Genomic DNA, 25,639 nt, shown 5'->3' with positions numbered 1-25,639 from the left:
CAACGCCGGCGTTGGCCGGCCCTGCCAAGACCAGCCCATGCGCGATACCGTGTTTGTCTCTCCCGATCACATCCGCAGCCTGTTCGCGCAGGCGATGTCGGACATGTATCGCGCCGAGGTGCCGTTGTACGGCGACCTGATGACGCTGGTGGCGCAGGTCAACGCCGACACCCTGAGCGCCGATCCCGCCCTGGCCGCGCGCCTGCAACGCAACGACGAACGCGCGCGGCTGGATCTGGAACGGCACGGTGCCATCCGGGTCGGCACGGCGCAGGAACTGGCCACGTTGCGGCGGCTGTTTGCGGTGATGGGCATGCATCCGGTGGGCTATTACGATTTGTCGGTGGCCGGTGTGCCGGTGCATTCCACTGCGTTCCGCCCGATCGACGAGGCGGCGCTGTCGGTCAATCCGTTCCGCGTGTTCACCTCGTTGCTGCGGCTGGAGCTGATCGAAGACGCCGCGCTGCGGGCGCAGGCGGCGCAGATCCTGGAGCAGCGGCAGATCTTCACCGCCGCCGCGCTGGAGCTGATCGAGCAGCACGAGCGCCACGGCGGGCTGGAGGCGGCGCAGGCGCAGCAGTTCGTGGACGAAGCGCTGGAAACCTTCCGTTGGCATGGCGATGCCACGGTGTCGCTGCCGACCTACCGCGCGCTGAGCGAGGCGCACAAGCTGATCGCCGACGTGGTGAGCTTCCACGGGCCGCATATCAACCACCTGACGCCACGCACGCTGGATATCGATGCGGCGCAGGCGCAGATGCAGCGCGCCGGCATCGATGCCAAGGCGGTGATCGAGGGGCCGCCGCGTCGGCAGGTGCCGATCCTGCTGCGCCAGACCAGCTTCAAGGCACTGGAGGAGCCGGTGCGCTTTGTCGGCGACAGCGGGCAGGCCGAGCACGGCACGCACACCGCGCGCTTCGGCGAGATCGAACAACGCGGGCTCGCGCTGACGCCCAAGGGCCGCGCGCTGTACGACGCGCTGCTGGCGCAGGCACGCGACAGCGATGGCGCGGGCAGCACCGGTACCGATTACGCCACGCGGCTGCAGACCGCGTTCGTGGCGTTTCCCGACGACGAAGCCGTGCTGCGTCAGGAAGGTCTGGGCTATTTCCGCTATGCGCTGACCGAGGCCGGACGTGCCGACCCCGCGCAGGTGGCGGCAATGCCGGCAGAAACCGCAATTGCGCTCGGTCTGCTCAGTGCCGATCCGATCATCTATGAAGATTTTCTGCCGGTGAGTGCGGCCGGTATCTTCCAGTCCAATCTCGGTGGCGCCGAACAACGCGCCTATGCCGCCCATTCGAGCAAGCGCAGTTTCGAACAGGCGCTGGGTGCGCAGGTGCAGGATGAGTGCGCGTTGTATGCGCAGCTGGAGCGGGCGTCGCTGCAGGCGTTGCTGGTGTAGCGGTCAGGGCGCGCCGTCGCCCGAACAACGCATGTAACGCACGGTTTGCATCTTGCACACCGACCATCTCGACAGGTCATTGCCCGCCTATCGTCGCGAGACCTTACGCGGCATGGATGCCGCGTAAGCGCCTACACGGACGTACTTGCGGCGTGTCCTGCGATGGTAGGCGGGCAAGGGCCCTGCAACCAAGCTGCAGCCCTGCCGCGCGACAACTGATCCATCCCTGCCGTCCAACACGTCAAGGCAGCCGAACTTCCGGTCGCAGTGTCGTCTGGATGCGGTCAAACACGTGGGCTCTGGCCAGAAGCCGCGTGAGTCGAGCGCGCATTTGCAGCTCGCATCACTGTGCCGCGTTTGAATACGCTGCCAGCAGCGATGCCCCGACGTCATGCCAACAAGCGGCAAGCGATGGTGAGAGATGCCGGCCAACCGCCATGCCAGCCGGCACACACCGGTCCGTGCAGACCGGCGCGTGTGCTGCTTCGCCTCAGTGCGCCGACGCCGCCGGGCGCCGTGCCGCCGCGCGCTCTGCCCGGCGTGCACGCGCACGTGCGCGACGCGCCTTCCAGCGTTCGCTCAGGCAGGAGAAGATCACGTACAGCGCCGGGGTGCTGAGCAGGGTCAGGCTCTGCGAGAAGATCAGCCCGCCGATCATCGCGATGCCCAGCGGGCGGCGCAGTTCGGAGCCCTCGCCCAGGCCGACCGCCAGCGGCACCGCGGCCAGGATCGCCACCATCGTGGTCATCATGATCGGGCGGAAGCGCACGATCGAGGCCTCGCGTGCGGCCGCGCGCGCATCCATGCCGTGCACGCGCTGCGCCACCAGCGCGAAGTCGATCATCATGATCGCGTTCTTCTTGACGATGCCGATCAGCAGCACCAGCGCGATCATCGAAATCACCGACAACTCGGTGTTGGTGAGGAACAACGCCAGCAGTGCGCCGACGCCAGCGGCCGGCAGCGTGGACAGGATGGTCACCGGATGGATCAGGCTCTCGTAGAGCATGCCGAGCACGATGTAGACGGTGAGTACCGCGGCCAGCAGCAACACGCCCATCGAGTTGGGGCTGAGTTGCACGTTGAAGCTGTCATCGCCACTGAGGCGGATGCCGTCGGGCATGCGCAAGCCTTCCACGGTGGACTTGATGATCAGGTCCGCCTCGCCGGTGCTCACGCCCGGTGCGAGGTTGTAGCTCAGATCCATCGTGGTGTACTGGTTTTCGTGGACGATCTGCGGCGGCGCCAGCCCGGGCACCTGGGTGGCGACGGAGGTGATCGGCACCATCAGGCCGGCGCGGTTGGGCACGAAGACCTGGTCCAGCGCCTTGGGCGTTGCCGTTTGCGAGGGCAGTGCATTGACCACCACGCTGTACTGGTTGAGATCCGAATAGATGGTGGAAATGGAGCGCTGGCCGAAGGCGCCATACAGCGCGCCATCGATGGCACCGACCGAAATGCCCAGGCGCGCGGCCTTGGCGCGGTCGATCATGATGTTCTGGCGCAGGCCGGATGTATCCACGTCGGTGCCGACATCGCGCAGGCGCGGATTCTTCTTCAACGCCGCCTGCAGCTTGGGCAGCCATTCCTGCAGCTGCGCCAGGTCGTTGCCCTGCAGCGAAACGCGGTACTGCGCACCCTGGCTGGTGCCGCCACCGCCGTCGCTGGGCAGGTCCTGGATCGCGCGCAGGCGCAGATCCAGATCCGGGTAACGGTCGGCCTTGGCGCTCAGGCGTGCGACCACCTGCGCGGTGGTGTCGCGGCGGCCTTCGTCGCGCTTCTTCAATTCGATATTGAACGAGGCGCTGGAACCCTGCCGGCCGGAGCCCAGCCGCGCGCCGACGGTCTTCACCGCCGGGTCGGCCATCAGCATGTCGGTGATGCGGCGCTGGCGGCTGACCATGTCGGCAAACGACACCGTGGCGCTGGAATTGGCGCGGCCCCAGATCAGGCCGGTGTCCTGCGCCGGGAACGAGCCCTTCTTGACTGCGCCGCCGAGAAAGACGGTGGCGGCGATCAACAGCAGCGGCGTCAGCGACAGCAGCAAGGCGTGCCGCAGCGAGAAATCCAGTGCCACCGTGTACACCGCGAGCATGCGCTCGTGCATGCGATCCAGCCAGGCGCCAAAACGGCTAGGTTTTTCCGGTTCGGTGTGTGCGGACAGAAAGCGGCTGCACAGCGCCGGTGTCAGGGTCAGCGACACCAGCATCGACACCACGATCGCCGCCACCAGGGTCACGGTGAACTCGCGGAAGAACGCGCCGATCATGCCGCTGGCAAACAGCATCGGAATGAACACCGCCACCAGCGAGGCGGTGATCGAGACGATGGTGAAGCCGATCTCGCGCGCACCGGCCAGTGCGGCATCCAGACGCGGCATGCCTTCGTCCAGATGACGCATGATGTTTTCGATCACCACGATCGCATCGTCGACCACAAAGCCAATGGCGATCACCAGCGCCAGCAGGCTGAGGTTGTTCAAGGTGAAGCCCAGCATGTACATCACCAGCGCCGAGCCGGCCAGCGACAGCGGCACGGTGACCGCCGCGATCAGCGTCGGCGCCAGGCGGCGCAGGAACAGCGCCATGGTCAGGACCACCATCGCCAGGCTGATCAGCAGCGTGGCCTGCACCTCGTGCAGCGAGGCGCGGATGGTCGGGGTGCGGTCGAAGTAGGGCGTCAGCTTGGTGCCGGGCTGCAGGTAGGCGCGTAGCTCGGGAATCTGCGCCTTCACCTGGTCCACGGTTTCGACGATGTTGGCGCCGGCGCGGGTGAAGGCGTACATCACCACCGCCGGTTTGCCGTCGAACCAGGCCGCTTGATAGGCATCCTGCTGGCCGTCGTAGACGGTGGCCACATCGCCCAGCCGCACGATGCGGCCATTGGACTGGGTGGAGATCGCCAGCTGGGCGAAATCGGCGGCCTTGGATACCGAATCGTTGGCCACGATCGCCATGGTGGTGTTGCCGTCGGACAGGAATCCGGTCGGCGAGGTGACGTTGGCCGCGCGCACCGCGTTGCGCAGATCGTCCGGGGTCAGGCCCAGCGCGTTGAGCGCGCGCAGATCCACATCCACGCGGACCGCCGGTGTGGAGGCGCCGGCGATATCGACCGAACTGATGCCGGTGATCTGGCGCAGCCGTTGCGCCAGCAGCGAGTCGGCAACGTTGTAGAGCTCATCGGCCGATTGCGTGTCCGAGGTCAGCGCGATGGCAATGACCGGGTCGTCGTTCGGATTGGCTTTCGAATAGATCGGCGTGCCGAGCCCGGACGGCAGGTCCGATTGCGAGGAGTTGATCGCCGTCTGCACATCCTGCGCGGCCGAATCGATGTTGCGATTGCTCTGGAACACCAGCACCACCAGGCTGCTGCTCTCCGAACTGGAGGAGCGCATGCGGTCGATGCCGGGCAGCTGGCCCAGGTGGCGTTCCAGCGGTGCGGTGACGGTGGAGGCCATGGTGCTGGCATCGGCGCCGGACTGCGTGGCGTGCACGAAGATCACCGGAATCTGGATGTTCGGCAACGCCGCCACGCCCAGCCGCAGATAGCACATCAATCCGATCACGAACAAACCGATCGCCAGCAGCGCGGTGCCGATCGGGCGCTTGATGAAGGGCGCGGAGATGTTCATGGCTGTGGTGCCGGGATTTGGGAATCGGGATTAGGGATTCGGCAAGCGGGGGCAGCGCCACGCCCGAGCGCGCCTGCGCGCAGGCGAAGCCGCGGTCCGGTAATCCGATCAGCCATCGCTGCGCCGGTCATCATGCCGGGCGCTCCGAAGTGGAGGCCGGGGGCACGCCGTCGCGGCGGGCGGCACGCCGTGTGCGCCAGTCACGCAGCCGCTCGCCGGCACGTTCCATGTACAGGTAGATCACCGGCGTGGTGTAGAGCGTCACCAGCTGCGACAGCAGCAGGCCGCCGACGATGGCGATGCCGAGCGGACGCCGCAGTTCCGAGCCGATGCCGGTGCCCAGCGCCAGCGGCAGCGCGCCCAGCATCGCGGCGGCGGTGGTCATCATGATCGGGCGGAAACGCAGCAGGCAGGCGCGCCGGATCGCCTCGTGCGCATTGGCGCCTTCGCGGCGGGCGTCGATGGCGAAGTCGATCATCATGATCGCGTTCTTCTTGACGATGCCGATCAGCAACACGATGCCGACGATGCCGTCCACCGACAGGCTCAACCCGCACATCATCAGCGCCAGCAGCGCGCCGACGCCGGCCGGCGGCAGCGTGGAGATGATCGTCAGCGGGTGGATGTAGCTCTCGTAGAGCACGCCCAGCACGATGTAGATCACCACGATCGAGGCCAGCAGCAGCCATACGATATCGGTCTGGCTGCCGGTGAATTCGGCCGCCTTGCCGACGAACGCCGCATGCACCTGGGTGGGGATCTTCAGATCCTGGCGCGCCTGCTCGATCGCCTCCACCGCCTGCGACAGCGAATGGCCGGGCGCCAGATTGAACGAGATCGTGACCGCCGGCAGCTGTTGCTGGTGGCTGACCACCAACGGCGTGTTGGTGACCTTGGCCTCGGCCAGTGCGGCCAGCGGAATGATGCTGCCGGCGCCGACCACGATGCCGGTGTTCTGCGCGCCCACGCCGGTGGCGGTGGAGGAGTTGGACGAGGTCAGCTGGCCGAAGCTGGTGGCATTGGTGCCGGTCAACGCGCCGCTGCCGTTGCTGGCCACCGCCAGCTGGTTCATCAAGGCGGTGCTGCTGCGGAATTCCGGCGCCACTTCCAGCACCACCCGGTACTGATTGAGCTCGGTGAAGATGGTGGAGATCTGGCGTTGGCCGAAGGCGTCGTACAGCGTGTCGTCGATGGTCTGCATCGGCACGCCGAGCATGCTGGCCTTGTCGCGATCGATGCTCAGCTCCAGCGCCCGGCCCTGGTTGGCCAGGTTGTTGTCCACGTCGGCCAGCTCGGGCAGCTTGCGCATCGCCTCGGTCATGCGCCCGGCCCAGGTGGCCAGCTCGCTGCTGTCCACATCCGACATCGAATACTGGTACTCGGTGGCGGCCACGCGGGTGTCCAGGGTGACGTCCTGCACCGGCTTGAGGAACAGCGCCACGCCGGGAATGCCGGCCACCGCCTTTTGCAGGCGCGGCAGCACCTCGTCCAGGCCCTCGCGGTCGCCGCGCGTCTTCAGCACGATCGACAACTGGCCCTGGTTGATGGTCGGGTTCATGGTGCCGGCGCCGATGAAGGCGGCCACGCCGGTCACGGCGGGGTCTTTCTGCAGCGCCGCGGCCACCGCCTGGGTGCGCTGCTCCATCTGCGGGAACGCCACGTTCTGGTCGGCCTGCACCACGCCGGTGATCAGGCCGGTGTCCTGCTCGGGCAGCAGGCCCTTGGGGATCGCCATGTACAGCACCACGGTCAGCGCCACCGCGCCGATCGCCACCGCCAGGGTCAGCGGCTGGTGCGCCAGCACCCAGTCCAGGCTGCGCTCGTAAGCGCCCACGGTGCGCGTCCACAGGTTGGTCTTGCCGGCGGCGGCGGCGCGTTCGTGCGCGTCCTCGCCTTCGGGCAGGGCGTCGGGCTTGAGCAGGTAGGCGCACATCATCGGCGTCAGCGTCAGCGACACCAGCATCGAGATCACCACCGCAATCGACAGCACCCACGCAAACTCATGAAACAGGCGCCCGGTCACGCCCGGCATCAGCAGCAGCGGCAGGAACACCGCCACCAGCGACACGGTCAGCGACAGCACGGTGAAGCCGATCTGCTTGGCGCCGATCTCTGCCGCTTCCGGCCCGCTCTTGCCCTGTTCGATGTAGCGCACGATGTTTTCGATCATCACGATCGCATCGTCGACCACGAACCCGGTCGCCACCACCAGCGCCATCAGCGACAGGTTGTCCAGCGACATGCCGGCAAATGCCATCACCCCGAAGGTGCCGGCCAGCGACAGCGGCACCGCCACCGAGGGAATGATGGTGGCCCACAGCCGGCGCAGGAACACGAAAATCACCGCCACCACCAGCGCGATGGTCAGCACCAGGGTGAACTTCACCTCGTGCACCGAGGCGCGGATGGTTTCGGTGCGGTCGGAGAACACCTCCAGGTGCACGTCGGCCGGCAGCACCGCCTGCAGCTGCGGCAGGATGCTGCGGATCTGCTCCACCGTCTGCACGATGTTGGCACCGGGCTGGCGGCGGATTTCCAGCAGCACCGCCGGCTTGCCGTCGGCCCAGGCGGCGAGCTGGTCGTTCTCCACCCCGTCGACCACGTTGGCCACATCGGCCAGCCGCACCGGGCGGCCGTTGCTGTAGCTGATGATGGTCTCGCGGTACTGCGCCGCGTCGGTGAGCTGGTCGTTGGTGCCGATGCTGTAGGACTGGGTCTTGCCGTTGAGCGAGCCCTTGGGCGCGCTGACGTTGGTCTGGGTCAGCGCGCTGCGCAGCGATTCCATGGTCAGGCCCATGTTCGACAGCTGCGCCGGGTTGACCTGGATGCGCACCGCAGGCCGTACATTGCCGGCGATCGACACCAGGCCCACGCCCGGCACCTGCGACAGGCGCTGGGCCAGGATCGCATCGGCATAGCGGTTGACCTCGCGCAGCGGCAGCGAGTCGGAGGTGAGCTTGAGGGTCAGGATCGCCGCGTCGGCCGGATTGACCCGGTTGTAGACCGGTTGATACGGCAGCGACGAGGGCAGGGTGGCCTGACGGATCGCCGCCTGCACATCCTGCGCGGCGATGTCGATGTCGCGGTCCATCGAGAACTGCAGGATGATCGTGGACAGGCCTGCCGACGAATCGGAGGTCATCATCTGCAGCCCGGAGATCTGCCCGAACTGGCGCTCCAGCGGCGTGGTCACCAGCGAGGCCATGGTGGTCGCGTTGGCGCCGGGATACTGGGTGGTGACCACCAAGCTGGGCGCGTCGATCTCCGGCAGCGCCGAGACCGGCAATTGCCGGTAGCCCAGGATGCCCAGCAGCAGGATGCCCGCCATCAACAACGAGGTGGCGATGGGACGGCGGATGAAGATGGTCGAAAAGCCCACGGGGGGTGTCCTTGCTGAAGACGTCAATCGATGCCGGCGCGCGCAGCGCCGATGCACACCGGCGACGGAAGGCCCGTCGCCGGTGCTCGCGAGTTAGCGCGGACCGCCGCCGCCACGTCGGCCGCCGGCGCCGCCACGGCTCTTGTCCTGCGCGGCCTTGAGTTCGGCCTCGGTCGGCTCCGGCGGGGTCTCGCCCGGCTTGAGTGCGCTGACCTTGCTGCCCGGCTTGAGCCGGAACTGGCCTTCGGTCACCACGCGCTCGCCTGGCTTGAGCCCCTTGGTGACCTGCACATGGCTGTCGTCCACTTCCACGCCCTGCACCACGGTGCGCATCTGCGCGGTGTTGTCGTTGCCGACCACGTAGACGTAATCGCCGTCCGGGCCGCGCTGCACGGCCTGGGTCGGCACCACGGTGCCGCCGGAGATGGTGCGCAGCTGCAGGCGCACGTTGACGAACTGGCCCGGCCACAAGGCATTGTCGGTGTTGGCGAAGATCGCACGCGCACCGAAGGTGCCGCTGTCGGCGGCGATGCGGTTGTCGATCACCTCCAGCTTGCCGTCGCCGCTGATCACGTGCGCATCGCCGCGGTCCAGCGCCGCCACGTCCAGCGGGGCGGCCGCCTGGCCGCTGCGCACCGCCTGCAACTCGCGCTCGGGCAGGTTGAAGGACACGTAGATCGGGCGGATCTGGGTCAGGGTGACGATGGTGGAACTGGCGCTGACGATATTGCCCACATCCACGCCGCGGATGCCGGCGATGCCGTCGATCGGCGCGGTCACGCGGGTGAACTGCAACTGCACCTGCGCCGAGCGCATCTGTGCATCGTTGGCCGATACCGCCGCCTCGTACTGCGCCACCTGGTTACGCTGAGTATCCAGGTCTGTGCGCGAGACGTACTGCTTGTAGGCCGGGTCGTTGGAGCGCTGGTAGTTCACCCGCGAGGTCGCCAGCAGTGCCTGGTTCTGGCGCTTGGCCGCCAGTGCCTGGTCGTAGCTGGCCTGCAGGGTGCGCGGGTCGATCTGCGCCAGCAGCTCGCCCTTCTTCACTTCCTGGCCCTCCTTGAAATTCAGGCTCATCAGCTGGCCGCCGACCTGCGGGCTGACCGTGACGGTATTGAGCGCGGTCACCGTGCCCAGCGCGCTGGCGTAGACCGGCACATCCTGGGTGGTGGCGGCCACGACCGTGACCGGTACCGGGCCGCTGTTCTCGGTGCCATTGCCGTCCGGCGCGTCCGCCCGCTTGCCGTGGTTGCCCCCACCGAACATCCGCATTGCGACGAACACCACGACGAGCACCGCTACGACCAGCAGTGTGATCTTCCAAAAACGCGACATGCGACAACTCCTGAGGGCGGGCCGGGCGCTGGTGCGACCGTGGGGCGGCTGTGCGAAGCATATCGTTGCGATCAGGCAATTGAGCGTTACTGAAGTAACGGCCCGCCGGACGAAACGACTGCAGCGTTCACAGATGCAATGCAGCGGCAACGCGTCAGGGCCGATGTGGTTGACCGCAGGACTGAATCGAGCCCCACTGCAGCCCACCGAGCGTGCACCTGCACTACATTAAGCAACCATCTTTAGAGGATTGCTGATGCGCCACTCCCGCCTGCTGACCAGCGCGTTGCTGCTCGCCCTGCCCACCCTGGCCGCCGCCCAGGCCGCGCCCCGGCCCGACGTCCAGGCCGCCGCCGCGCCGTTGCAGAGCAAGCTGGTGCAGTGGCGCCGCGACTTCCACCAGCACCCGGAGCTGTCCAACCGCGAGGAGCGCACCGCCGCCACCGTGGCCGCGCAGCTGCGCAAGCTCGGCCTCAAGCCGCGTACCGGCATCGCCCATCACGGCGTGGTGGCCATCATCAAGGGCGGCAAGCCGGGTCCGAAGATCGCCTTGCGCGCGGACATGGATGCCTTGCCGGTCAAGGAGCAGACCGGCCTGCCGTATGCCTCCAAGGTCACCGCCGAGTACCGCGGCGAGCAGGTCGGGGTGATGCACGCCTGCGGCCACGACGCCCACACCGCGATCCTGCTCGGAGTGGCCGAAGCGCTGGTCGGCATGCGCGAGCAGCTGCCTGGCGAAGTGATGCTGATCTTCCAGCCCTCCGAAGAGGGCGCGCCCGGCAACGAGGAGGGCGGCGCCTCGCTGATGCTCAAGGAAGGCCTGTTCGCCGACTTCAAGCCACAGGCGGTGTTCGGCCTGCATGTGTTCTCCAGCGTGCAGGCCGGCAAGATCGCGGTGCGCAGCGGCCCGCTGATGGCCGCCTCGGACCGGTTTGCGATCAAGATGATCGGCCGCCAGACGCATGGCTCGGCGCCGTGGAACGGCATCGACCCGATCGTGGCCAGCGCCGACATGATCGGTGCCGCGCAGACCGTGATCAGCCGCCGCGCCAACCTGTCCAAACAACCGGCGGTGTTGAGCTTCGGCGCGATCAAGGGCGGCATCCGCTACAACATCATCCCCGACGACGTGGAAATGGTCGGCACCATCCGCACCTTCGACGAAGCCATGCGCCAGCAGATCTTCGCCGACCTCAAGACGGTGGCCGAGCACACCGCCGCCGCCCACGGGGCCAAGGTCGAGGCGCAGGTACCGGACCAGCCCGGCAACCCGGCCACGGTCAACGACCCGGCGCTGACCGCCAGGATGCTGCCCAGCCTGCAGGCCGTGGTCGGCGCCGACAATGTCTACGAGCCGCCGCTGCAGATGGGCGCGGAAGATTTCTCCTTCTACGCCCAGCAGGTGCCTTCGATGTTCTTCTTCGTCGGCTCCACCGCCAAGGGCATCGACCCGGCGACCGCGCCCAGCAACCATTCGCCGCAGTTCCTGCTCGACGAATCGTCGCTGGATGTGGGTCTGCGCGCGCTGTTGCAGGTGTCGCTGGATTACCTGCATCAGGGGGAGGCTGGCTGATTCGGGAATGGGGAATGGGGAATCGGGAATCGTGTGCAGTTGCGCGGTCTCCGCTGAGCGTTGGTGATCGTGTGGGGCGGCGGGCCGCTTGACGGCCCGCTGCTTCTGTCGCCAGCTCGCTCCAGCGTCCGCTATACACCTCACGGCCAGCCCGCTCGGCCTAAAATGGCGCGATGAATACCCCAGAAGATTCCACCCTCGGTCGTGAGGTCGCCTATCCCAGCGGCTACGATCCGTCGCTGTTGTTCCCGATTCCGCGCGCGGCCGGGCGCGAGGCGATCGGCCTGACGGGGGCCTTGCCCTTCATCGGCCGCGACCGCTGGCATGCCTACGAACTCAGCTGGCTCGATGCGCAGGGCAAGCCGTGCGTGGCCACTGCCACCTTGCACGTGCCCAGCGAGTCGCCGTCGTTGATCGAATCCAAGTCGCTCAAGCTGTATCTCAATTCGCTCAATGCCACCCGCTTCAATAGCGCCGAAGCGGTGCGTATGCGCATCGCCTCCGACCTGTCCACGCGCGCCGGTGCCGATGTGGTGGTGGAATTCGGTCTGCCGCCGATCGATGCGGTGGGTGAGGGCGAGTCGATCGACGCACTGGATGTCAGCATCGACGATTACGGCCCGCCCAATGCCGCATATCTGGCGGCGCACGCACAACCAGTGGTGGAAGAAGTGCTGACCTCGGCCCTGCTCAAGTCCAATTGCCCGGTCACCGGTCAACCGGATTGGGCCAGCGTCACGTTGCGCTACCGCGGCGCCCCGATCGACCGCGAAGGCCTGCTGCGTTATCTGGTGAGTTTCCGCGACCACGCCGAGTTTCACGAGCAATGCGTGGAGCGTATCTTCCATGACGTGCTGCTCCGCTGCGCGCCCGAATGGTTGGTGGTGGAAGCGCGCTATACCCGCCGTGGCGGGCTGGACATCAACCCCTTGCGCAGCTCGCCCAGCGTGCCGACGCCGCTATCGATCTTCCGCGACCTGCGCCAGTAATCGCGCCCATTCAAGGCTCGCGCCAGCTTCACGGTGGCGCGATCCACGCTTAACAGCGCGCCGCGCACCCTGCAGTCATCGTGATGCAAAGGGATCGCGGCAATGAATGTCGACAAGAAAGCAGATTTTTCCAACGTGACGTCCTCGGTCGACAGCACCGCAGACGTCGCGCCAGCGGCGGATTTCTCCAACGTGCGTACCAGCGTGCAGAGCACTGCGCAGCTGGTCGGCGAATCGGTCACCGTGCAGGCGGGCGACAGTCTGTCCAGCATCGCCAAGCGTCATTACGGCGACGGCAACCTGTGGCCGCGGATTTTCGAGGCCAACCGCGAAACGCTCAAGGATCCGGACAAGATCTTTCCAGGTCAGGTCCTGCAGTTGCCGCCGAAGTCATAGGCGCACCGCACCCCTGGCACCTTTCGAAACCCACTTTTATTCTGATATCCGGAGATCGATCCATGCGTACTACATCCGTTTCTAGCACCCTCGCCATTGCCCTTGCCGGCGTTCTCGCCCTGTCGGGCTGCAGCAAGAAGGCCGACGACGACAGCGTGTCCAAGGATCCGACCTCCGGGGCTGCCACCGAGGCGATGCCGGGCCCGGCCGCAACACCGCCGGCGAGCGATCAGGCGGGCCAGAGCACCGCGACCGGCGCCGCCAGCACCGATACCGCAGCCACGACGGGTTCGGCAGTCATGGTGTCAAGCGTAGTGGTCGGCACCACGGCGACTGCCGACAAGTCAGTGACCCCGTCGGCCAATATCGGCAGCAAAGACACCATCATCGTCTCGGTGAAAACCGATGGCAGCGCGAGCAATGTGGCGGTCGCAGCCAAGCTCACCTATCAGGATGGCCAGGTGGCCGGCGAGCAGAATGCCACCTTGACCACGACTGGCCCGGAAACCACCAACCTCAGCTTCAGCAAGCCAGATGGCTGGCCGGCCGGCAGCTACACCGCGCAGGTCATGGTGGATGGCAAGCCGGCGGGTACTCCGCAGACCATCACGGTCAAGTAAGCAGCCACGCGAGCGGGCAGTCTGCAGATAGGGATGCGTGCTCGCAACCTGGGTAGCGCACTGACTCCAAGCATGTCGGACACGCGCGTCCATCGCGCTGCCCCAACGCTCATTAAGCAGGCCATCAGGGCGCGATCACACGATCGCGCCTTTGCTTCTGCGTAATTCTCTCAGCCGGCACATTCGTTACAGCTGCATCCATCGCATTGGCCGAGTGGCGGGATGGAGCATCCGCCTGTGGTCGCTTTACCCGGGCGCGGCTCAGACGCGACAATGCCGTGCTAATCCATCGCCGCGTTCCACGCGCCGGCCGACCGGCGTGCCAGCAGCGACCCTCGTCGCGCACGCCAACGCCAGTGCCAACAACGCCGGCGCTCCTTCCGACCACACGAGCCATCGCACCTTATGTCGAAGACACCGAAGATCATTTACACGCTCACCGACGAAGCACCGTATCTGGCCACGCAGTCGCTGCTGCCGATCATCGATGCCTACACCAATACTGCCGGCATCGTGGTCGAAACCCGCGACATCTCGCTGGCCGGCCGCATCCTGTCGCTGTTTCCCGAGCACCTGAGCGACGCGCAGAAGATCGCCGACGACCTCGGTGAGCTGGGCGAGCTGGCCACCACGCCGGAAGCCAACATCATCAAGCTGCCCAACATCAGCGCCTCGGTGCCGCAGCTCAAGGCCGCCATCGCCGAACTGCAGGGCCAGGGCTATGCGCTGCCGGCGTATCCGGACACGCCCAAAGACGATGCCGAAAAGGACGTCAAGGCGCGCTACGACAAGGTCAAAGGCAGCGCGGTCAATCCGGTTTTGCGCGAAGGCAACTCCGACCGTCGCGCGCCGCTGTCGGTGAAGAATTACGCGCGCAAGCATCCGCACCGCATGGGCAAGTGGAGCAGCGATTCGAAGTCGCACGTGGCCCATATGGACGACGGCGACTTCTTCGGCAGCGAGCAATCCACCACCGTGGCGGCCGCCGGCGCGTTGAAGATCGAATTCGTCGGCAACGACGGCAGCAGCAGCGTGTTGAAGGACAAGGTGGCGGTCAAGGCCGGCGAAATCGTCGATGCCGCGGTGCTGAGCAAGCGCGCGCTGGCCAGCTTCATCGACGCGCAGATCGCCGATGCCAAGGCCAAGGATGTGCTGTTCTCGGTGCATCTGAAAGCCACCATGATGAAGGTCTCCGACCCGGTGCTGTTCGGTGTGGTGGTCGGCGAGTTCTACAAGGACACGCTGAGCAAGCATGCCGAAGCGCTTGCGTCGGTCGGCTTCGACCCCAACAACGGCATCGGCGACCTGTACGCACGCATCGCCACGCTGCCGGACGACCAGCAGGCGCAGATCAAGGCCGATATCCAGGCCGAATACGCGCAGCGTCCGGCCCTGGCCATGGTCAATTCGGACAAGGGCATCACCAACCTGCATGTGCCCAGCGACGTGATTGTCGATGCGTCGATGCCGGCGATGATTCGCGACTCCGGTCAGATGTGGAATGCCGAAGGCAAGCTGCAGGACACCAAGGCAGTGATCCCGGATCGCTGCTACGCCGATGTCTATCAAGCGGTGATCGACGACTGCAAGGCGCATGGCGCATTCGATCCGTCCACCATGGGCTCGGTGCCCAACGTTGGCCTGATGGCGCAGAAGGCCGAGGAATACGGCTCGCACGACAAGACCTTCCAGATTGCCGCCGCCGGGACCGTCAAGGTCACCGACGACACCGGCGCCACCGTGTTCGAACATGCGGTGGAAGCCGGCGACCTGTGGCGCATGTGCCAGGTCAAGGACGCGCCGATCCAGGACTGGGTCAAGCTGGCTGTGGAGCGCGCGCGCCTGAGCGAGACGCCTGCGGTGTTCTGGCTGGACAAGGCCCGCGCGCACGATGCGCAGGTCATCGCCAAGGTCGAAACCTATCTGAAGGATCACGACACCAGCGGCCTGGATATCCGCATCCTGCCGCCGGTGGAAGCGACCACCTTCTCGCTGGAGCGCATCCGCAAGGGCCAGGACACCATCTCGGTCACCGGCAACGTGCTGCGCGATTACCTCACCGACCTGTTCCCGATCCTGGAGCTGGGCACCAGCGCCAAGATGCTGTCGATCGTGCCGCTGATGGCCGGTGGCGGCCTGTTCGAGACCGGTGCCGGTGGCTCGGCGCCCAAGCACGTGCAGCAGTTCGTCGAACAGAACAGCCTGCGCTGGGATTCGCTGGGCGAGTTCCTGGCCCTGGCCGCCTCGCTGGAGCATCTGGGCAACCGCTACGACAACCCGTCGGCCACGGTGCTGGCCAAGGCGCTGGACGTCGCTAACGGTCAGTTCCTGGACAACAACAAGTCGCCAGCGCGCAAGGTCGGTGAACTGGACAACCGCGGCAGCCACTTCTATCTGGCGATGTACTGGGCGCAGGCCCTGGCTGCGCAGACCGAGGACACCGCCCTGCAGGCCAAGTTCGCACCGCTGGCCAAGGCCCTGACCGAGAACGAAGCCACCATCGTGGCCGAGCTCAACGGCGCCCAGGGCAAGCCGGTCGAGATCGGCGGCTACTATCACCCCGACCTGGCCAAGGTCAGCGAGGCGATGCGCCCGAGCAAGACCTTCAACGACGTGTTGGCCACGCTGAAGGCCTGATCCAGCGCACCGCCTGGCGGTGCGTCCAGCAGGTGCAACAGGCAGGGCCCGCCTCGATGAGGGGCGGGCCTTGTCGTTTCCGGCGTTTGCGCGCAACAGCGAGAACACGGTCGTTGCGTGCCAGGCCTCACGACCTGGTAATGCCTTGCCGGCGAGAGATCCTGCGCCTCGGTGCGAGCAGTCTCGGCATGTGGCCGACTGTGCGCCTGTTCGATTGATCGTTTGTCTCCGCTGCACGTCGCAACATGCGCTGGGTACACTGCCGGCATGAGCCAGCTCCCGTTACCGCCACAGTCCGAGCGCCGTGCGCTGGCGATCGCCCATGCCGTGTACGACGCCTTCGAGGATTATCACGCCCGTTTTGCCGAGATCACCGCACGCGCCAAACAGCGCTTTGAAACGCGCGACTGGAGCGGCGCGCGCGATGATGCGGTGGCGCGGATCGCGCTGTACGACCAGTACATCAGCGAATGCATGCTGCGCTTGCGTGCGGTGCTGCTGGGGCAGGCGCACGATCGCGCGCTGTGGATGCGCGCACGCGTGCATTACGACGCGCTGCTGAGCGGGCTGATCGACCAGGAGTTGTACAAGACCTTCTACAACACCCTGACCCGGCGTTACTTCGGCACCCACGGCGTGGATGCGGAGATCGAATTCATCGCGCTGGATATCGAGCCGACCGACGCGATCACCGTGCCGGTCGCACGGCATACCTATGCGGTCTCGCCCGGCCGGCTGACCGACATGCTGGTGCGCGTGCTCGGCGATTATTCCTTCGACGTTCCGTATGCGCATCGCACCCGCTGTGCAGCGGCGATCGCGGTGCGCCTGCTCGATGATCTCGCGCACTGGGGCGAGCACCCGGTGCGCAGCGTGGAGCTGCTGGAGACGGTGTTCTATCGCGAACGGCGCGCCTACCTGGTCGGCCGCGTGTTCGGCGAACATCGCTTCTCGCCATGCGTCATCGCCCTGGTCAACGACGACGCCGGCCTGCGTGCCGAAGCGGTGCTGACCAAACGCAGCGACGTCGCGCAATTGTTCAGCAACTCGCGCAGTTACTTCCAGGCCGATCTGGCCACCGTCGGCGACGCAGTGGTGTTCTTGCGCAGCCTGCTCACCCACAAGCCGGTCGACGAGCTGTACACGATGCTCGGGCGCGCCAAGCAGGGCAAGACCGAACGCTATCGCACGTTTTTCAGCCATTTCCAGGCGCATCCCTCCGAGCAGCTGGTGCATGCCGACGGCACGCCCGGCATGGTCATGGTGGTATTTACCCTGCCCAGTTATCCGCTGGTGTTCAAACTGATTCGCGACCGCTTTGCCTATCCCAAGACCATGAGTCGTGCGCAGGTCGAAGGCAAGTACGAGCTGGTGTTCCAGCTCGATCGCATCGGGCGCTTGCTGGACGCGCAGCCGTATCGCTTCCTGCGGTTTCCCAAATCGCGTTTCTCGCCCGCGTTGCTGGAAGAGCTGCAGACCAGCTGTGCGACGAGCCTGAGCGAAGATGGCCAGGACGTGCTGATCGCGCTGTGCTACGTGCAGCGCCGCCTGCGCCCGCTCAATCTCTACCTGCGCGAACAGCTGCCCGAAGCCGCGCATGCGGCCGCGCTGGACTACGGCCAGGCGATCAAGGACATGGCGCGCAACAATATCTTTCCCGGCGACATGCTGCTGAAGAACTTCGGTATCACCCGCCATCAGCGCGCGGTGTTCTACGACTACGACGAGCTGTGCCTGATCACCGAATGCACCTTCCGCGACTGGCCAACCGCCACCACCTATGAAGAACAGATGGCTGCCGAGCCCTGGTTCCATGTCGGCCCGCGCGATGTGTTTCCCGAGCGCTTCGCGCTGTTCATGGGCTTGCCACCCTCGCAGCTGGAAGCGGTCAAGCACCTGCACCCGGAACTATTCGACCCGCAATGGTGGCGCGACCTGCAAACCCGCCTGCGCGAGGACGACTACCCCGACACCCCGCCCTACGCAGACTCGCGAAAACTGGCCTGACGATTTACGCGTATGCGCCAAGCTGGTACAACGAAACTCAATAACCATGGAGTGCGGTCATGCAGTGGAAGCAACGCTTGGGCTTGGGCATTTTGTTGGCAATGGCGAATGTCAGCGGCGTGCAGGCAGTTCCCAGTGCCGCGCAGGTACAGGCACAGATGGAGGCCAGCATGAATATTGCAGGCGAATTGACGCTGACGCCGGACGGTACCGTTACGGAGGTCAAGCTCACCGACGAAGCAAGCCTGCCGCCAGTGGTCCGCGACCGCGTCAAACAATCGATCGCTTCCTGGCGCTTTGACCCTGTCAAAGACGATGGAAGCGCCTTGCCCGCGCAATTGCTGATGAATCTGCTGCTGGTCGCCAAGCCGGCCGATAACGGCACCTATTCCGTATCGATTCGCAGCGCGCATTTCGGCAGCCAGGAGCAAGCTGCAGCCAGCGTCGCTGCCAAGGACATGCCGGCACCTGCGTACCCTGAGCATGCGTTTCGAGAAGGTGTGACCGGGGTGGTCTATCTGCTGCTCAAGGTCGGGCGCGATGGCAAGGTCGAAGATCTGGTCGCCGAGCAGGTCAACCTGACCACGCTGGCGCCGGAATCCAAGCGCCCGCGCTGGCGCAAGGCGTTTGCCGACGTTGCAATCGCCAAGGCGCGAGGCTGGACATTTGTGCCGCCAACGCAAGGCGCCGAGGCCGACGCGCCGTACTGGGTCATGCGGGTTCCGGTCACCTTCGCCATCGAATCCTGGCCAGGCAATTCGATCGCTGCAAAGCAAGCCAAAAAGTGGCAATCCTATCTGCCGGGCCCGCGTCAGCCGGCGCCCTGGCACGAGCAGCGCGATGCGTCGGCATCGACCGACAGTCCGGATGCGCTGCCGGGTAGTGGCTTGTTCTCCGCACGCGGAGAAGGTGTGCGGCTGGTGACGCCGCTGCAAGGAACTTAAGCGCGAAGCCAACATCAGCGCGGCTGGCGAAGGTACCTCACGCCTGTTGCATGCAGAGCGGATGGTCTTGATCGTTGCCTGCCTGACGGCTTATCAGGGCTTGGCTACAAGGCCGCTGATCTGCCAGTTGGCTGCAGGGCCCTTGGCCCGCCCACCCTCGCGGGACACGCCGCAAGTACGTCCGTGTAGGCTCTTACGCGGCATCCATTCCGCGTAAGGTCCCGCGACGATGGGCGGGCAAGGACCCGTCGAGATGGTCGGTGTGCATGTTTGCGAGCAGAGCATGAGGTTTGTTGTTTGAGTCACAGCGCGTCCCACCAGCGTTCCATTTCAAGCCGAGAGAAGGCAGGCTTTTCAACAAGCACCCTGCAAAGCCTTCTGGCATCCCAACGCAGACGCGGCGATAGGCAGGTATTGGCCCCGCCGATCAACTTCCTGGTGCGGTGTCCTCGCCGCTTGCGGGACCGCGGGCGGCGAGGATGCCGCTCCCGAGCCTACACGTACGTACCTGCGGTGTGTCCCGCGAGCGGCGAGGGCACCGCGCACTCGACCAACCCGACTTGTGATTGCAAGCAACCACGCACCCACAAAAAAAGCCCCGCAATGCGGGGCTTTTTCTTGTCGAGAATACCGACCGACTCAGCGCTTCATCGAACTGAAGAACTCGTCGTTGGACTTGGTGGTCTTCATCTTGTCCAGCAGGAATTCCATCGCCGCGATTTCGTCCATCGGGTGCAGCAGCTTGCGCAGGATCCAGATCTTCTGCAGCAGCTCCGGCTCGATCAGCAGGTCTTCGCGACGCGTGCCCGAGCGGTTGATGTCGATCGCCGGGTACACGCGCTTTTCAGTGATGCGACGGTTCAGATGCACTTCGCTGTTGCCGGTGCCCTTGAACTCTTCGTAGATCACCTCGTCCATCTTGCTGCCGGTTTCCACCAGCGCCGTGGCGATGATGGTCAGCGAGCCGCCTTCTTCCACGTTACGGGCCGCACCGAAGAAGCGCTTCGGACGGTGCAGCGCGTTGGCGTCCACACCACCGGTGAGCACCTTGCCGGAGCTGGGCACCACGTTGTTGTAGGCGCGTGCCAGGCGGGTGATCGAGTCGAGCAGGATCACCACGTCCTTCTTGTGCTCGACCAGGCGCTTGGCCCGCTCGATCACCATCTCGGCGACCTGCACGTGGCGCGCGGCCGGTTCGTCGAAGGTGGAGGAGATGACCTCGCCGCGCACGGTGCGCTGCATTTCGGTCACTTCTTCCGGGCGCTCGTCGATCAGCAGCACGATCATGTGCACTTCGGGATGATTGCTGGTGATGGCCGTGGCCACCTGCTGCATCATCATCGTCTTACCGGCCTTGGGCGGGGAGACGATCAGCGCACGCTGGCCTTTACCCTGCGGCGCCATCAGATCCAGGATGCGGCCGGTGATGTCCTCGGTCGATCCATCGCCACGCTCCAGACGGAAGCGGCGACGCGGGAACAGCGGGGTCAGGTTCTCGAACAGCACCTTGTTCTTGCTGGCTTCCAGCGGCTCGCCATTGATGGTGTCGACGATCGACAGCGCGAAATAGCGTTCGCCGTCCTTCGGGAAGCGGATGCGGCCGGACAGGTGATCGCCGGTCCGCAGGTTGAAGCGGCGAATCTGGCTGGGCGAGATATAGGTGTCGTCCGGGCCGGCCAGGTAGCTGGCTTCTGCGGCACGCAGGAAGCCGAAGCCGTCGGGCAGGATTTCCAGTACACCGTCGGCGGCAACGCCTTCGCCGTGGCGGGTCAGCACCTTGAGCAGAGCGAAGATCACGTCCTGCTTGCGCGCGCGCGCCACGCCTTCCTGGATGTTGAGCTGGTCGGCGATATCCAGCAGCTTCTGCGCCGGCATCCGCTTGAGATCGCTCAGCGAGTAGACCGGGAAGCCTTCCGGCACGGCCGGGTGCGGGCGCGCGACGAACGGCTCGTTGCTGCCATCCGACGACGGCATGCCGCCGCCACCTTCGTTGCCGAAGCGGTCGCGTCCACGGTCGCGGCGGTTGCGGAAGCGGTCACGGCGGTTGCCCTGCTGGTTCTGCCCCTGCCCCTGACCTTGCTGATGCTGGCCGCCATTCTGGGCTTGGTCCTGACCCTGACCCTGACCTTGCGCCTGGGGCTGAGCCTGGTTCTGGCCCTGGCCACGGTGCTGCGCCTGATTCTGGTTCTGTTGCTGCTGCGCCTGATTGAAGCGCTGCTGCTGTGTCTGGCCACCCTCGCGGGAGTCGCCATGGGTGTCGTTGCCCTGGTTGCCCTGGTTGGGGCTGGGGGCGTTACCGGCATAGGACGCGCCATCGCCGGACGTCTGCGCCGGTGCCGAATCGGCAGCGTGCGACGGGGCCTGCGGGGCACGTGGAGCGTCGGGTGCGGGGCTGGCGGGCAAGGGCAGGTTGGGCTGCTGCGCGCCACCGTCGTCGGTGGCAGCGGCGGTCTTGCTCACGCGCGGCTTGCGCACGCGCTTCTCGACAGGAGCGTCGACGCTGCTCCCGGTATCGGAGGAAGGATGATCGGACAAGTGCGTGATTCCTCGCTAAGAGTGCGAGCGCCCGGCTGGGGGGCGAACTTTAGGTGATGGGAGTCTAGAAGAGGTTTCTAGAGGGGTACGTCGGCGCACGAACGTGCTCCGGATCAACTGACACTATCACCGCTGCGCGCAACCGCGCAAGCGCCTGCCGCAGCAGGATTTAACTGCTGGCGCATCACGGGGCGCCCATCGCTGGACGCCCACTCGCTCAGGCGGCCGCGCCGCCCAGGGTCTTGTCGATCATCTGGGTCAGCTGGCCCTTGCCAACCGCACCGATCTGGGTGGCCTGCACCTGGCCATCCTTGAACAGCAACAGCATCGGGATCGAACGCACGTGGTACTTGATGGCCAGGGCGCGGTTCTGGTCCACATTGACCTTGGCAACCTTCAGTCTGCCCTGGTATGTATCGGCCAGATCGTCCAGCACCGGGGCGATCATCTTGCAGGGTCCGCACCACTCGGCCCAGAAATCCACCAGCACCGGTTCGCCGGATTGCAGTACAGCTGTATCGAAGTCGGCATCGCCGACATGTTGAACCTTATCGCTCACGTTGGGTCTCCTGGAAACCAAAACGGCCCGCCCGAACGGGCAGGCCGCTACATTGCGTTAAACTGGGGCATTGCGCGACTGAATCAAGTGTCAGTCCTGAAGCCGCGCTGTCCGCCACAACAGCCGCAGTTTGCGACGCTGTCGGCATCGATGCAAGCCGCGCCCGGGCTGCCCAGGGCGCCTCACGAAGACGGAATAATGAGCGACAAACCGCTGACCGATTTGACTTTTTCCACGTTCGACCTGCATCCGGCGCTGATCGCCGGGCTGGAGAGCGCCGGGTTTACCCGCTGTACCCCGATCCAGGCGCTGACCCTGCCGGTCGCGCTGCCGGGCGGCGACGTCGCCGGCCAGGCCCAGACCGGCACCGGCAAGACCCTGGCGTTCCTGGTGGCGGTGATGAACCGCCTGCTGATCCGCCCGGCGCTGGCCGACCGCAAGCCGGAAGACCCGCGCGCGCTGATCCTGGCGCCGACCCGCGAGCTGGCGATCCAGATCCACAAGGATGCGGTCAAGTTCGGCGCCGACCTGGGCCTGCGCTTCGCGCTGGTCTACGGCGGGGTGGACTACGACAAGCAGCGCGAGCTGCTGCAGCAGGGCGTGGACGTGATCATCGCCACCCCGGGCCGGCTGATCGACTACGTCAAGCAGCACAAGGTGGTCTCGCTGCATGCCTGCGAGATCTGCGTGCTGGACGAAGCCGACCGCATGTTCGACCTGGGCTTCATCAAGGACATCCGCTTCCTGCTGCGGCGCATGCCCGAGCGCGGCACCCGCCAGACCCTGCTGTTCTCGGCCACGCTCAGCCACCGCGTGCTCGAGCTCGCCTACGAGCACATGAACGAGCCGGAAAAGCTGGTCGTCGAAACCGAGAGCATCACCGCCGCACGGGTGCGCCAGCGCATCTATTTCCCGTCTGACGAAGAGAAGCAGACGCTGCTGCTGGGCCTGCTGTCGCGCAGCGAAGGCGCGCGCACCATGGTGTTCGTCAATACCAAGGCGTTCGTCGAGCGCGTGGCGCGCACGCTGGAACGGCACGGCTACCGGGTCGGCGTGCTATCGGGCGACGTGCCGCAGAAGAAGCGCGAGTCGTTGCTCAACCGCTTCCAGAAGGGCCAGCTCGAAATCCTGGTCGCCACCGACGTGGCCGCGCGCGGCCTGCACATCGACGGCGTCAAGTACGTCTACAACTACGACCTGCCGTTCGATGCGGAAGACTACGTGCACCGTATCGGCCGTACCGCGCGGCTGGGCGAAGAGGGCGATGCGATCAGCTTCGCCTGCGAGCGCTATGCGATGAGCCTGCCGGACATCGAGGCCTATATCGAGCAGAAGATCCCGGTCGAGCCGGTGACCTCCGAGCTGCTGACGCCGCTGCCGCGTACCGCGCGTGTACCGGTGGAAGGCGAAGAGGCCGACGAGGATGCTGGCGACAGCGTGGGCACCATCTTCCGCGAGGCGCGCGAACAGCGTGCTGCCGAAGAGCAGCGCCGCGGCGGTGGTCGCAGCGGTTCGGGTGGCGCATCGCGCAGCGGCAGTGGCGGCGGTCGTCGCGACGGCGGCAGTGCCGATGGCAAGCCGCGTCCGCGTCGCAAGCCGCGTGTGGAGGGCGAAGCCCCGGCAGCGGCAGCGCCGGCCGAAACGCCGGTGGTTGTGGCGGCGTCGGTCGAGGCGCCTTCCACCATCGTGGCCGATGCCGAGCGCGCACCACGCAAGCGGCGCCGTCGTCGCAACGGCCGCCCGGTCGAAGGTGCCGAGCCGGCAGTGGCCTCCACACCGGTCGCCGCACCTGCCGCACCGCGCAAGCCCACCCAGGTGGTCGCCAAGCCGGTGCGCAGCGCCGCCAAGCCGTCCGGCAGCCCGTCGCTGCTGAGCCGCATCGGTCGTCGCCTGCGCTCGCTGGTGTCCGGCAACTGATCGCCTGCGGCCTGCGTCGCATTGCCGGGCTCCGGCGATGCGACGCAAGCGCTGGCGCTCCGGCATAATCGCTGAATGACCGTTCTGCGTTTCGACAACGTCAGCAAGCACTACGCCGGTGGCCACCAGGCGCTGACCGATGTCAGCTTCGAAGTGGCCGATGGCGAGATGCTGTTCGTGACCGGCCACTCCGGCGCCGGCAAAAGCACCCTGCTCAAATTGATCCACCTCAGCGAGCGGCCCAGCCAGGGCGCGGTGCTGCTGGGCGAACGCAACCTGCTCAAGGTGCGCGGCCGGCAGATTCCGCTGCACCGTCGCCAGGTGGGTGCGGTCTATCAGGACCATCGCCTGCTCAACGACCGCAGCATCGCCGAGAACGTGGCGTTGCCGCTGATCCTGCGCGGCACCCGGCGTGCCGAGATAGGCAAGCGCGTGCGCTCGGCATTGGAGCGGATCGGGCTGGCCCATCGCGAGCGGGCCTTGCCGTCGCAGTTGTCGGCCGGCGAGCAGCAGCGCGTGGGCATCGCCCGTGCCATCGTCGGCGAACCACGCCTGCTGGTGGCCGATGAGCCCACCGGCAATCTGGATCCGGCGCTGGCCGCGGAAATCATGCAGTTGTTCGCCGAACTGCCCGCGCGCGGCACCAGCGTGCTGGTGGTCAGCCATGACCTGGCCCTGCTCAAGCAGATGCGCAAGCGCGTGCTGATCCTGGATCACGGCCGCCTGGTCGACGACATCTCGCCGCAGGATCTGGCCGAATGAGCAAGCCCGCCAATACCGAAGCCGTCGCCCCCTCGCGGGTCGGCGTGTGGATCGACCACCATCTGCACAGCATCGCCTTCAGCCTGGGCCGTGCCATGCGCAAGCCGTGGGCCACCTTGCTGACCATCGTGGTGATGGCGCTGGCGCTGGCCTTGCCGCTGGGGCTGTCGATCGCGCTGGACAACGTCAAGTTGCTGGCCGGCAGCGTGCAGCAGTCGCGCGAGATCAACCTGTTCCTGAAGGTCGAGATCGGCGCCGAGGCCGCGCAGGCCCTGGCCGGCGAACTGCGTGCGCGCCCGGACGTTGCCCAGGTCGCGCTGCGCACGCCGACGCAGGGGCTGACCGAACTGCGCGAGAGCGCCAAGCTCGACGAGGCGATCGATGCGCTGGGCGACAACCCGCTGCCGACGCTGCTGGTCGTCACGCCCAGCGAGACGGCCGACGATGCGCAGCTGGCCGGCGCGCTGCAGGCCTTGCCGCAGGCCGACCAGGTGCAGCACGACGCGCTGTGGCGCAAGCGCCTGGATGGCTGGCTGCACTTCGGCGAGCGGCTGGTGCAGGTGCTGTCGGCTCTGCTGGGTGTCGGCGCGGTGCTGGTGGTCGGCAATACGGTGCGGCTGGACATCCAGTCGCGGCGCGAGGAAATCGGCGTGCTGCAGTTGCTGGGCGCCAGCGATGGCTTCATCCGGCGTCCGTTCCTGTACCTGGGGGCCTGGTACGGGCTCGGTGCCGGCGCTGTGGCGCTCGCGCTGATCGCCGCCTCCGGGCTGGCACTGCGCGCGCCGTTGGCGACCCTGGCCGACAGTTACGGCAGCTCCTTTACCCTGCACGGGCTGGATCTGCTGCATTCTGCGCTGGTGCTGGTCGGCACCCTGGTCCTGGGCTGGCTGGGCGCCTGGCTGGTCACCGGCCATTTCCTTCGCCAGACCCGTCCCACCGAGACCTGAGGC

The 25,639-nt window shown here is 66.2% G+C and carries 16 protein-coding genes; 11 read left to right on the top strand and 5 right to left on the bottom strand.

Annotation, left to right across the window (positions count from 1 at the left end):
- Positions 1–37: 37 nt before the first annotated feature.
- Positions 38–1,405, top strand: coding sequence for a VOC family protein (locus DGN21_RS17820; RefSeq protein WP_126966511.1), 1,368 nt, complete (start codon positions 38–40; stop codon positions 1,403–1,405).
- Positions 1,406–1,895: 490 nt separating this feature from the next.
- Here the strand turns inward: DGN21_RS17820 and DGN21_RS17815 are convergent, their stop codons facing one another.
- From DGN21_RS17815 to DGN21_RS17805, 3 genes are all read right to left on the bottom strand, one after another.
- Entirely contained in the window at positions 1,896–5,036 is a 3,141-nt protein-coding gene (locus DGN21_RS17815; protein ID WP_104555117.1) for an efflux RND transporter permease subunit, read from the bottom strand.
- A 130-nt stretch (positions 5,037–5,166) separates the two neighbouring features.
- Positions 5,167–8,415, bottom strand: a complete 3,249-nt coding sequence (locus DGN21_RS17810; RefSeq protein WP_160955062.1) for an efflux RND transporter permease subunit — start codon at positions 8,413–8,415, stop codon at positions 5,167–5,169.
- A gap of 93 nt (positions 8,416–8,508) precedes the next feature.
- Positions 8,509–9,750, bottom strand: a complete 1,242-nt coding sequence (locus DGN21_RS17805; protein ID WP_046344730.1) for an efflux RND transporter periplasmic adaptor subunit — start codon at positions 9,748–9,750, stop codon at positions 8,509–8,511.
- A gap of 256 nt (positions 9,751–10,006) precedes the next feature.
- Between DGN21_RS17805 and DGN21_RS17800 the strand changes: the two genes are divergently transcribed.
- From DGN21_RS17800 to DGN21_RS17770, 7 genes are all read left to right on the top strand, one after another.
- Positions 10,007–11,323: a M20 family metallopeptidase gene (locus DGN21_RS17800; RefSeq protein WP_046344728.1), complete on the top strand. Its 1,317-nt coding sequence runs from the start codon at positions 10,007–10,009 to the stop codon at positions 11,321–11,323.
- Positions 11,324–11,496: 173 nt separating this feature from the next.
- Positions 11,497–12,312, top strand: coding sequence for an NADPH-dependent 7-cyano-7-deazaguanine reductase QueF (gene queF, locus DGN21_RS17795; protein ID WP_054591073.1), 816 nt, complete (start codon positions 11,497–11,499; stop codon positions 12,310–12,312).
- Positions 12,313–12,414: 102 nt separating this feature from the next.
- Complete coding sequence (locus tag DGN21_RS17790) at positions 12,415–12,708, top strand: LysM peptidoglycan-binding domain-containing protein (RefSeq protein ID WP_102580498.1); 294 nt, start codon at positions 12,415–12,417, stop codon at positions 12,706–12,708.
- A 62-nt stretch (positions 12,709–12,770) separates the two neighbouring features.
- A complete protein-coding gene (locus DGN21_RS17785) occupies positions 12,771–13,328 on the top strand; it encodes a hypothetical protein (protein ID WP_065032974.1) in 558 nt (185 codons plus the stop codon).
- Between the two features lie 405 nt (positions 13,329–13,733).
- Positions 13,734–15,965: an NADP-dependent isocitrate dehydrogenase gene (locus DGN21_RS17780; protein ID WP_126966514.1), complete on the top strand. Its 2,232-nt coding sequence runs from the start codon at positions 13,734–13,736 to the stop codon at positions 15,963–15,965.
- A 267-nt stretch (positions 15,966–16,232) separates the two neighbouring features.
- Positions 16,233–17,972 (top strand): bifunctional isocitrate dehydrogenase kinase/phosphatase, encoded by a 1,740-nt coding sequence (aceK, locus tag DGN21_RS17775; protein ID WP_126966515.1) that lies wholly within the window; start codon positions 16,233–16,235, stop codon positions 17,970–17,972.
- A 59-nt stretch (positions 17,973–18,031) separates the two neighbouring features.
- Entirely contained in the window at positions 18,032–18,916 is an 885-nt protein-coding gene (locus tag DGN21_RS17770; RefSeq protein ID WP_104575632.1) for a hypothetical protein, read from the top strand.
- Between the two features lie 639 nt (positions 18,917–19,555).
- On the opposite strand, the gene rho is transcribed toward DGN21_RS17770, so the two are convergent.
- Positions 19,556–21,451 carry a transcription termination factor Rho gene (gene rho / locus DGN21_RS17765; protein WP_160955061.1) on the bottom strand — a complete coding sequence of 632 codons (1,896 nt, stop codon included), beginning with the start codon at positions 21,449–21,451 and terminating at the stop codon, positions 19,556–19,558.
- A gap of 217 nt (positions 21,452–21,668) precedes the next feature.
- Positions 21,669–22,010: a thioredoxin TrxA gene (trxA, locus tag DGN21_RS17760; RefSeq protein ID WP_005923050.1), complete on the bottom strand. Its 342-nt coding sequence runs from the start codon at positions 22,008–22,010 to the stop codon at positions 21,669–21,671.
- 198 nt (positions 22,011–22,208) lie between these two features.
- On the opposite strand from trxA, the gene rhlB reads away from it, so the two are divergent.
- From rhlB to ftsX, 3 genes are all read left to right on the top strand, one after another.
- Positions 22,209–23,927 carry an ATP-dependent RNA helicase RhlB gene (gene rhlB, locus DGN21_RS17755; RefSeq protein ID WP_126966516.1) on the top strand — a complete coding sequence of 573 codons (1,719 nt, stop codon included), beginning with the start codon at positions 22,209–22,211 and terminating at the stop codon, positions 23,925–23,927.
- A gap of 75 nt (positions 23,928–24,002) precedes the next feature.
- The gene (gene ftsE / locus DGN21_RS17750) at positions 24,003–24,689 is read left to right on the top strand and encodes a cell division ATP-binding protein FtsE (RefSeq protein WP_016903688.1); all 687 of its coding nucleotides are present in this window, start codon (positions 24,003–24,005) and stop codon (positions 24,687–24,689) included.
- Positions 24,686–25,636, top strand: coding sequence for a permease-like cell division protein FtsX (gene ftsX, locus DGN21_RS17745; protein ID WP_215825009.1), 951 nt, complete (start codon positions 24,686–24,688; stop codon positions 25,634–25,636). Before ftsE ends, ftsX begins: the two co-directional genes overlap by 4 nt.
- Positions 25,637–25,639: the final 3 nt, after the last annotated feature.

This window comes from Xanthomonas sp. MLO165, from assembly GCF_018831305.1.
GTDB classification, from domain to species: Bacteria; Pseudomonadota; Gammaproteobacteria; order Xanthomonadales; family Xanthomonadaceae; genus Xanthomonas; species Xanthomonas arboricola.
The sequence above is the reverse complement of the archived record's forward strand: the minus strand, read 5'-3'. Positions and strand labels throughout refer to the sequence as shown.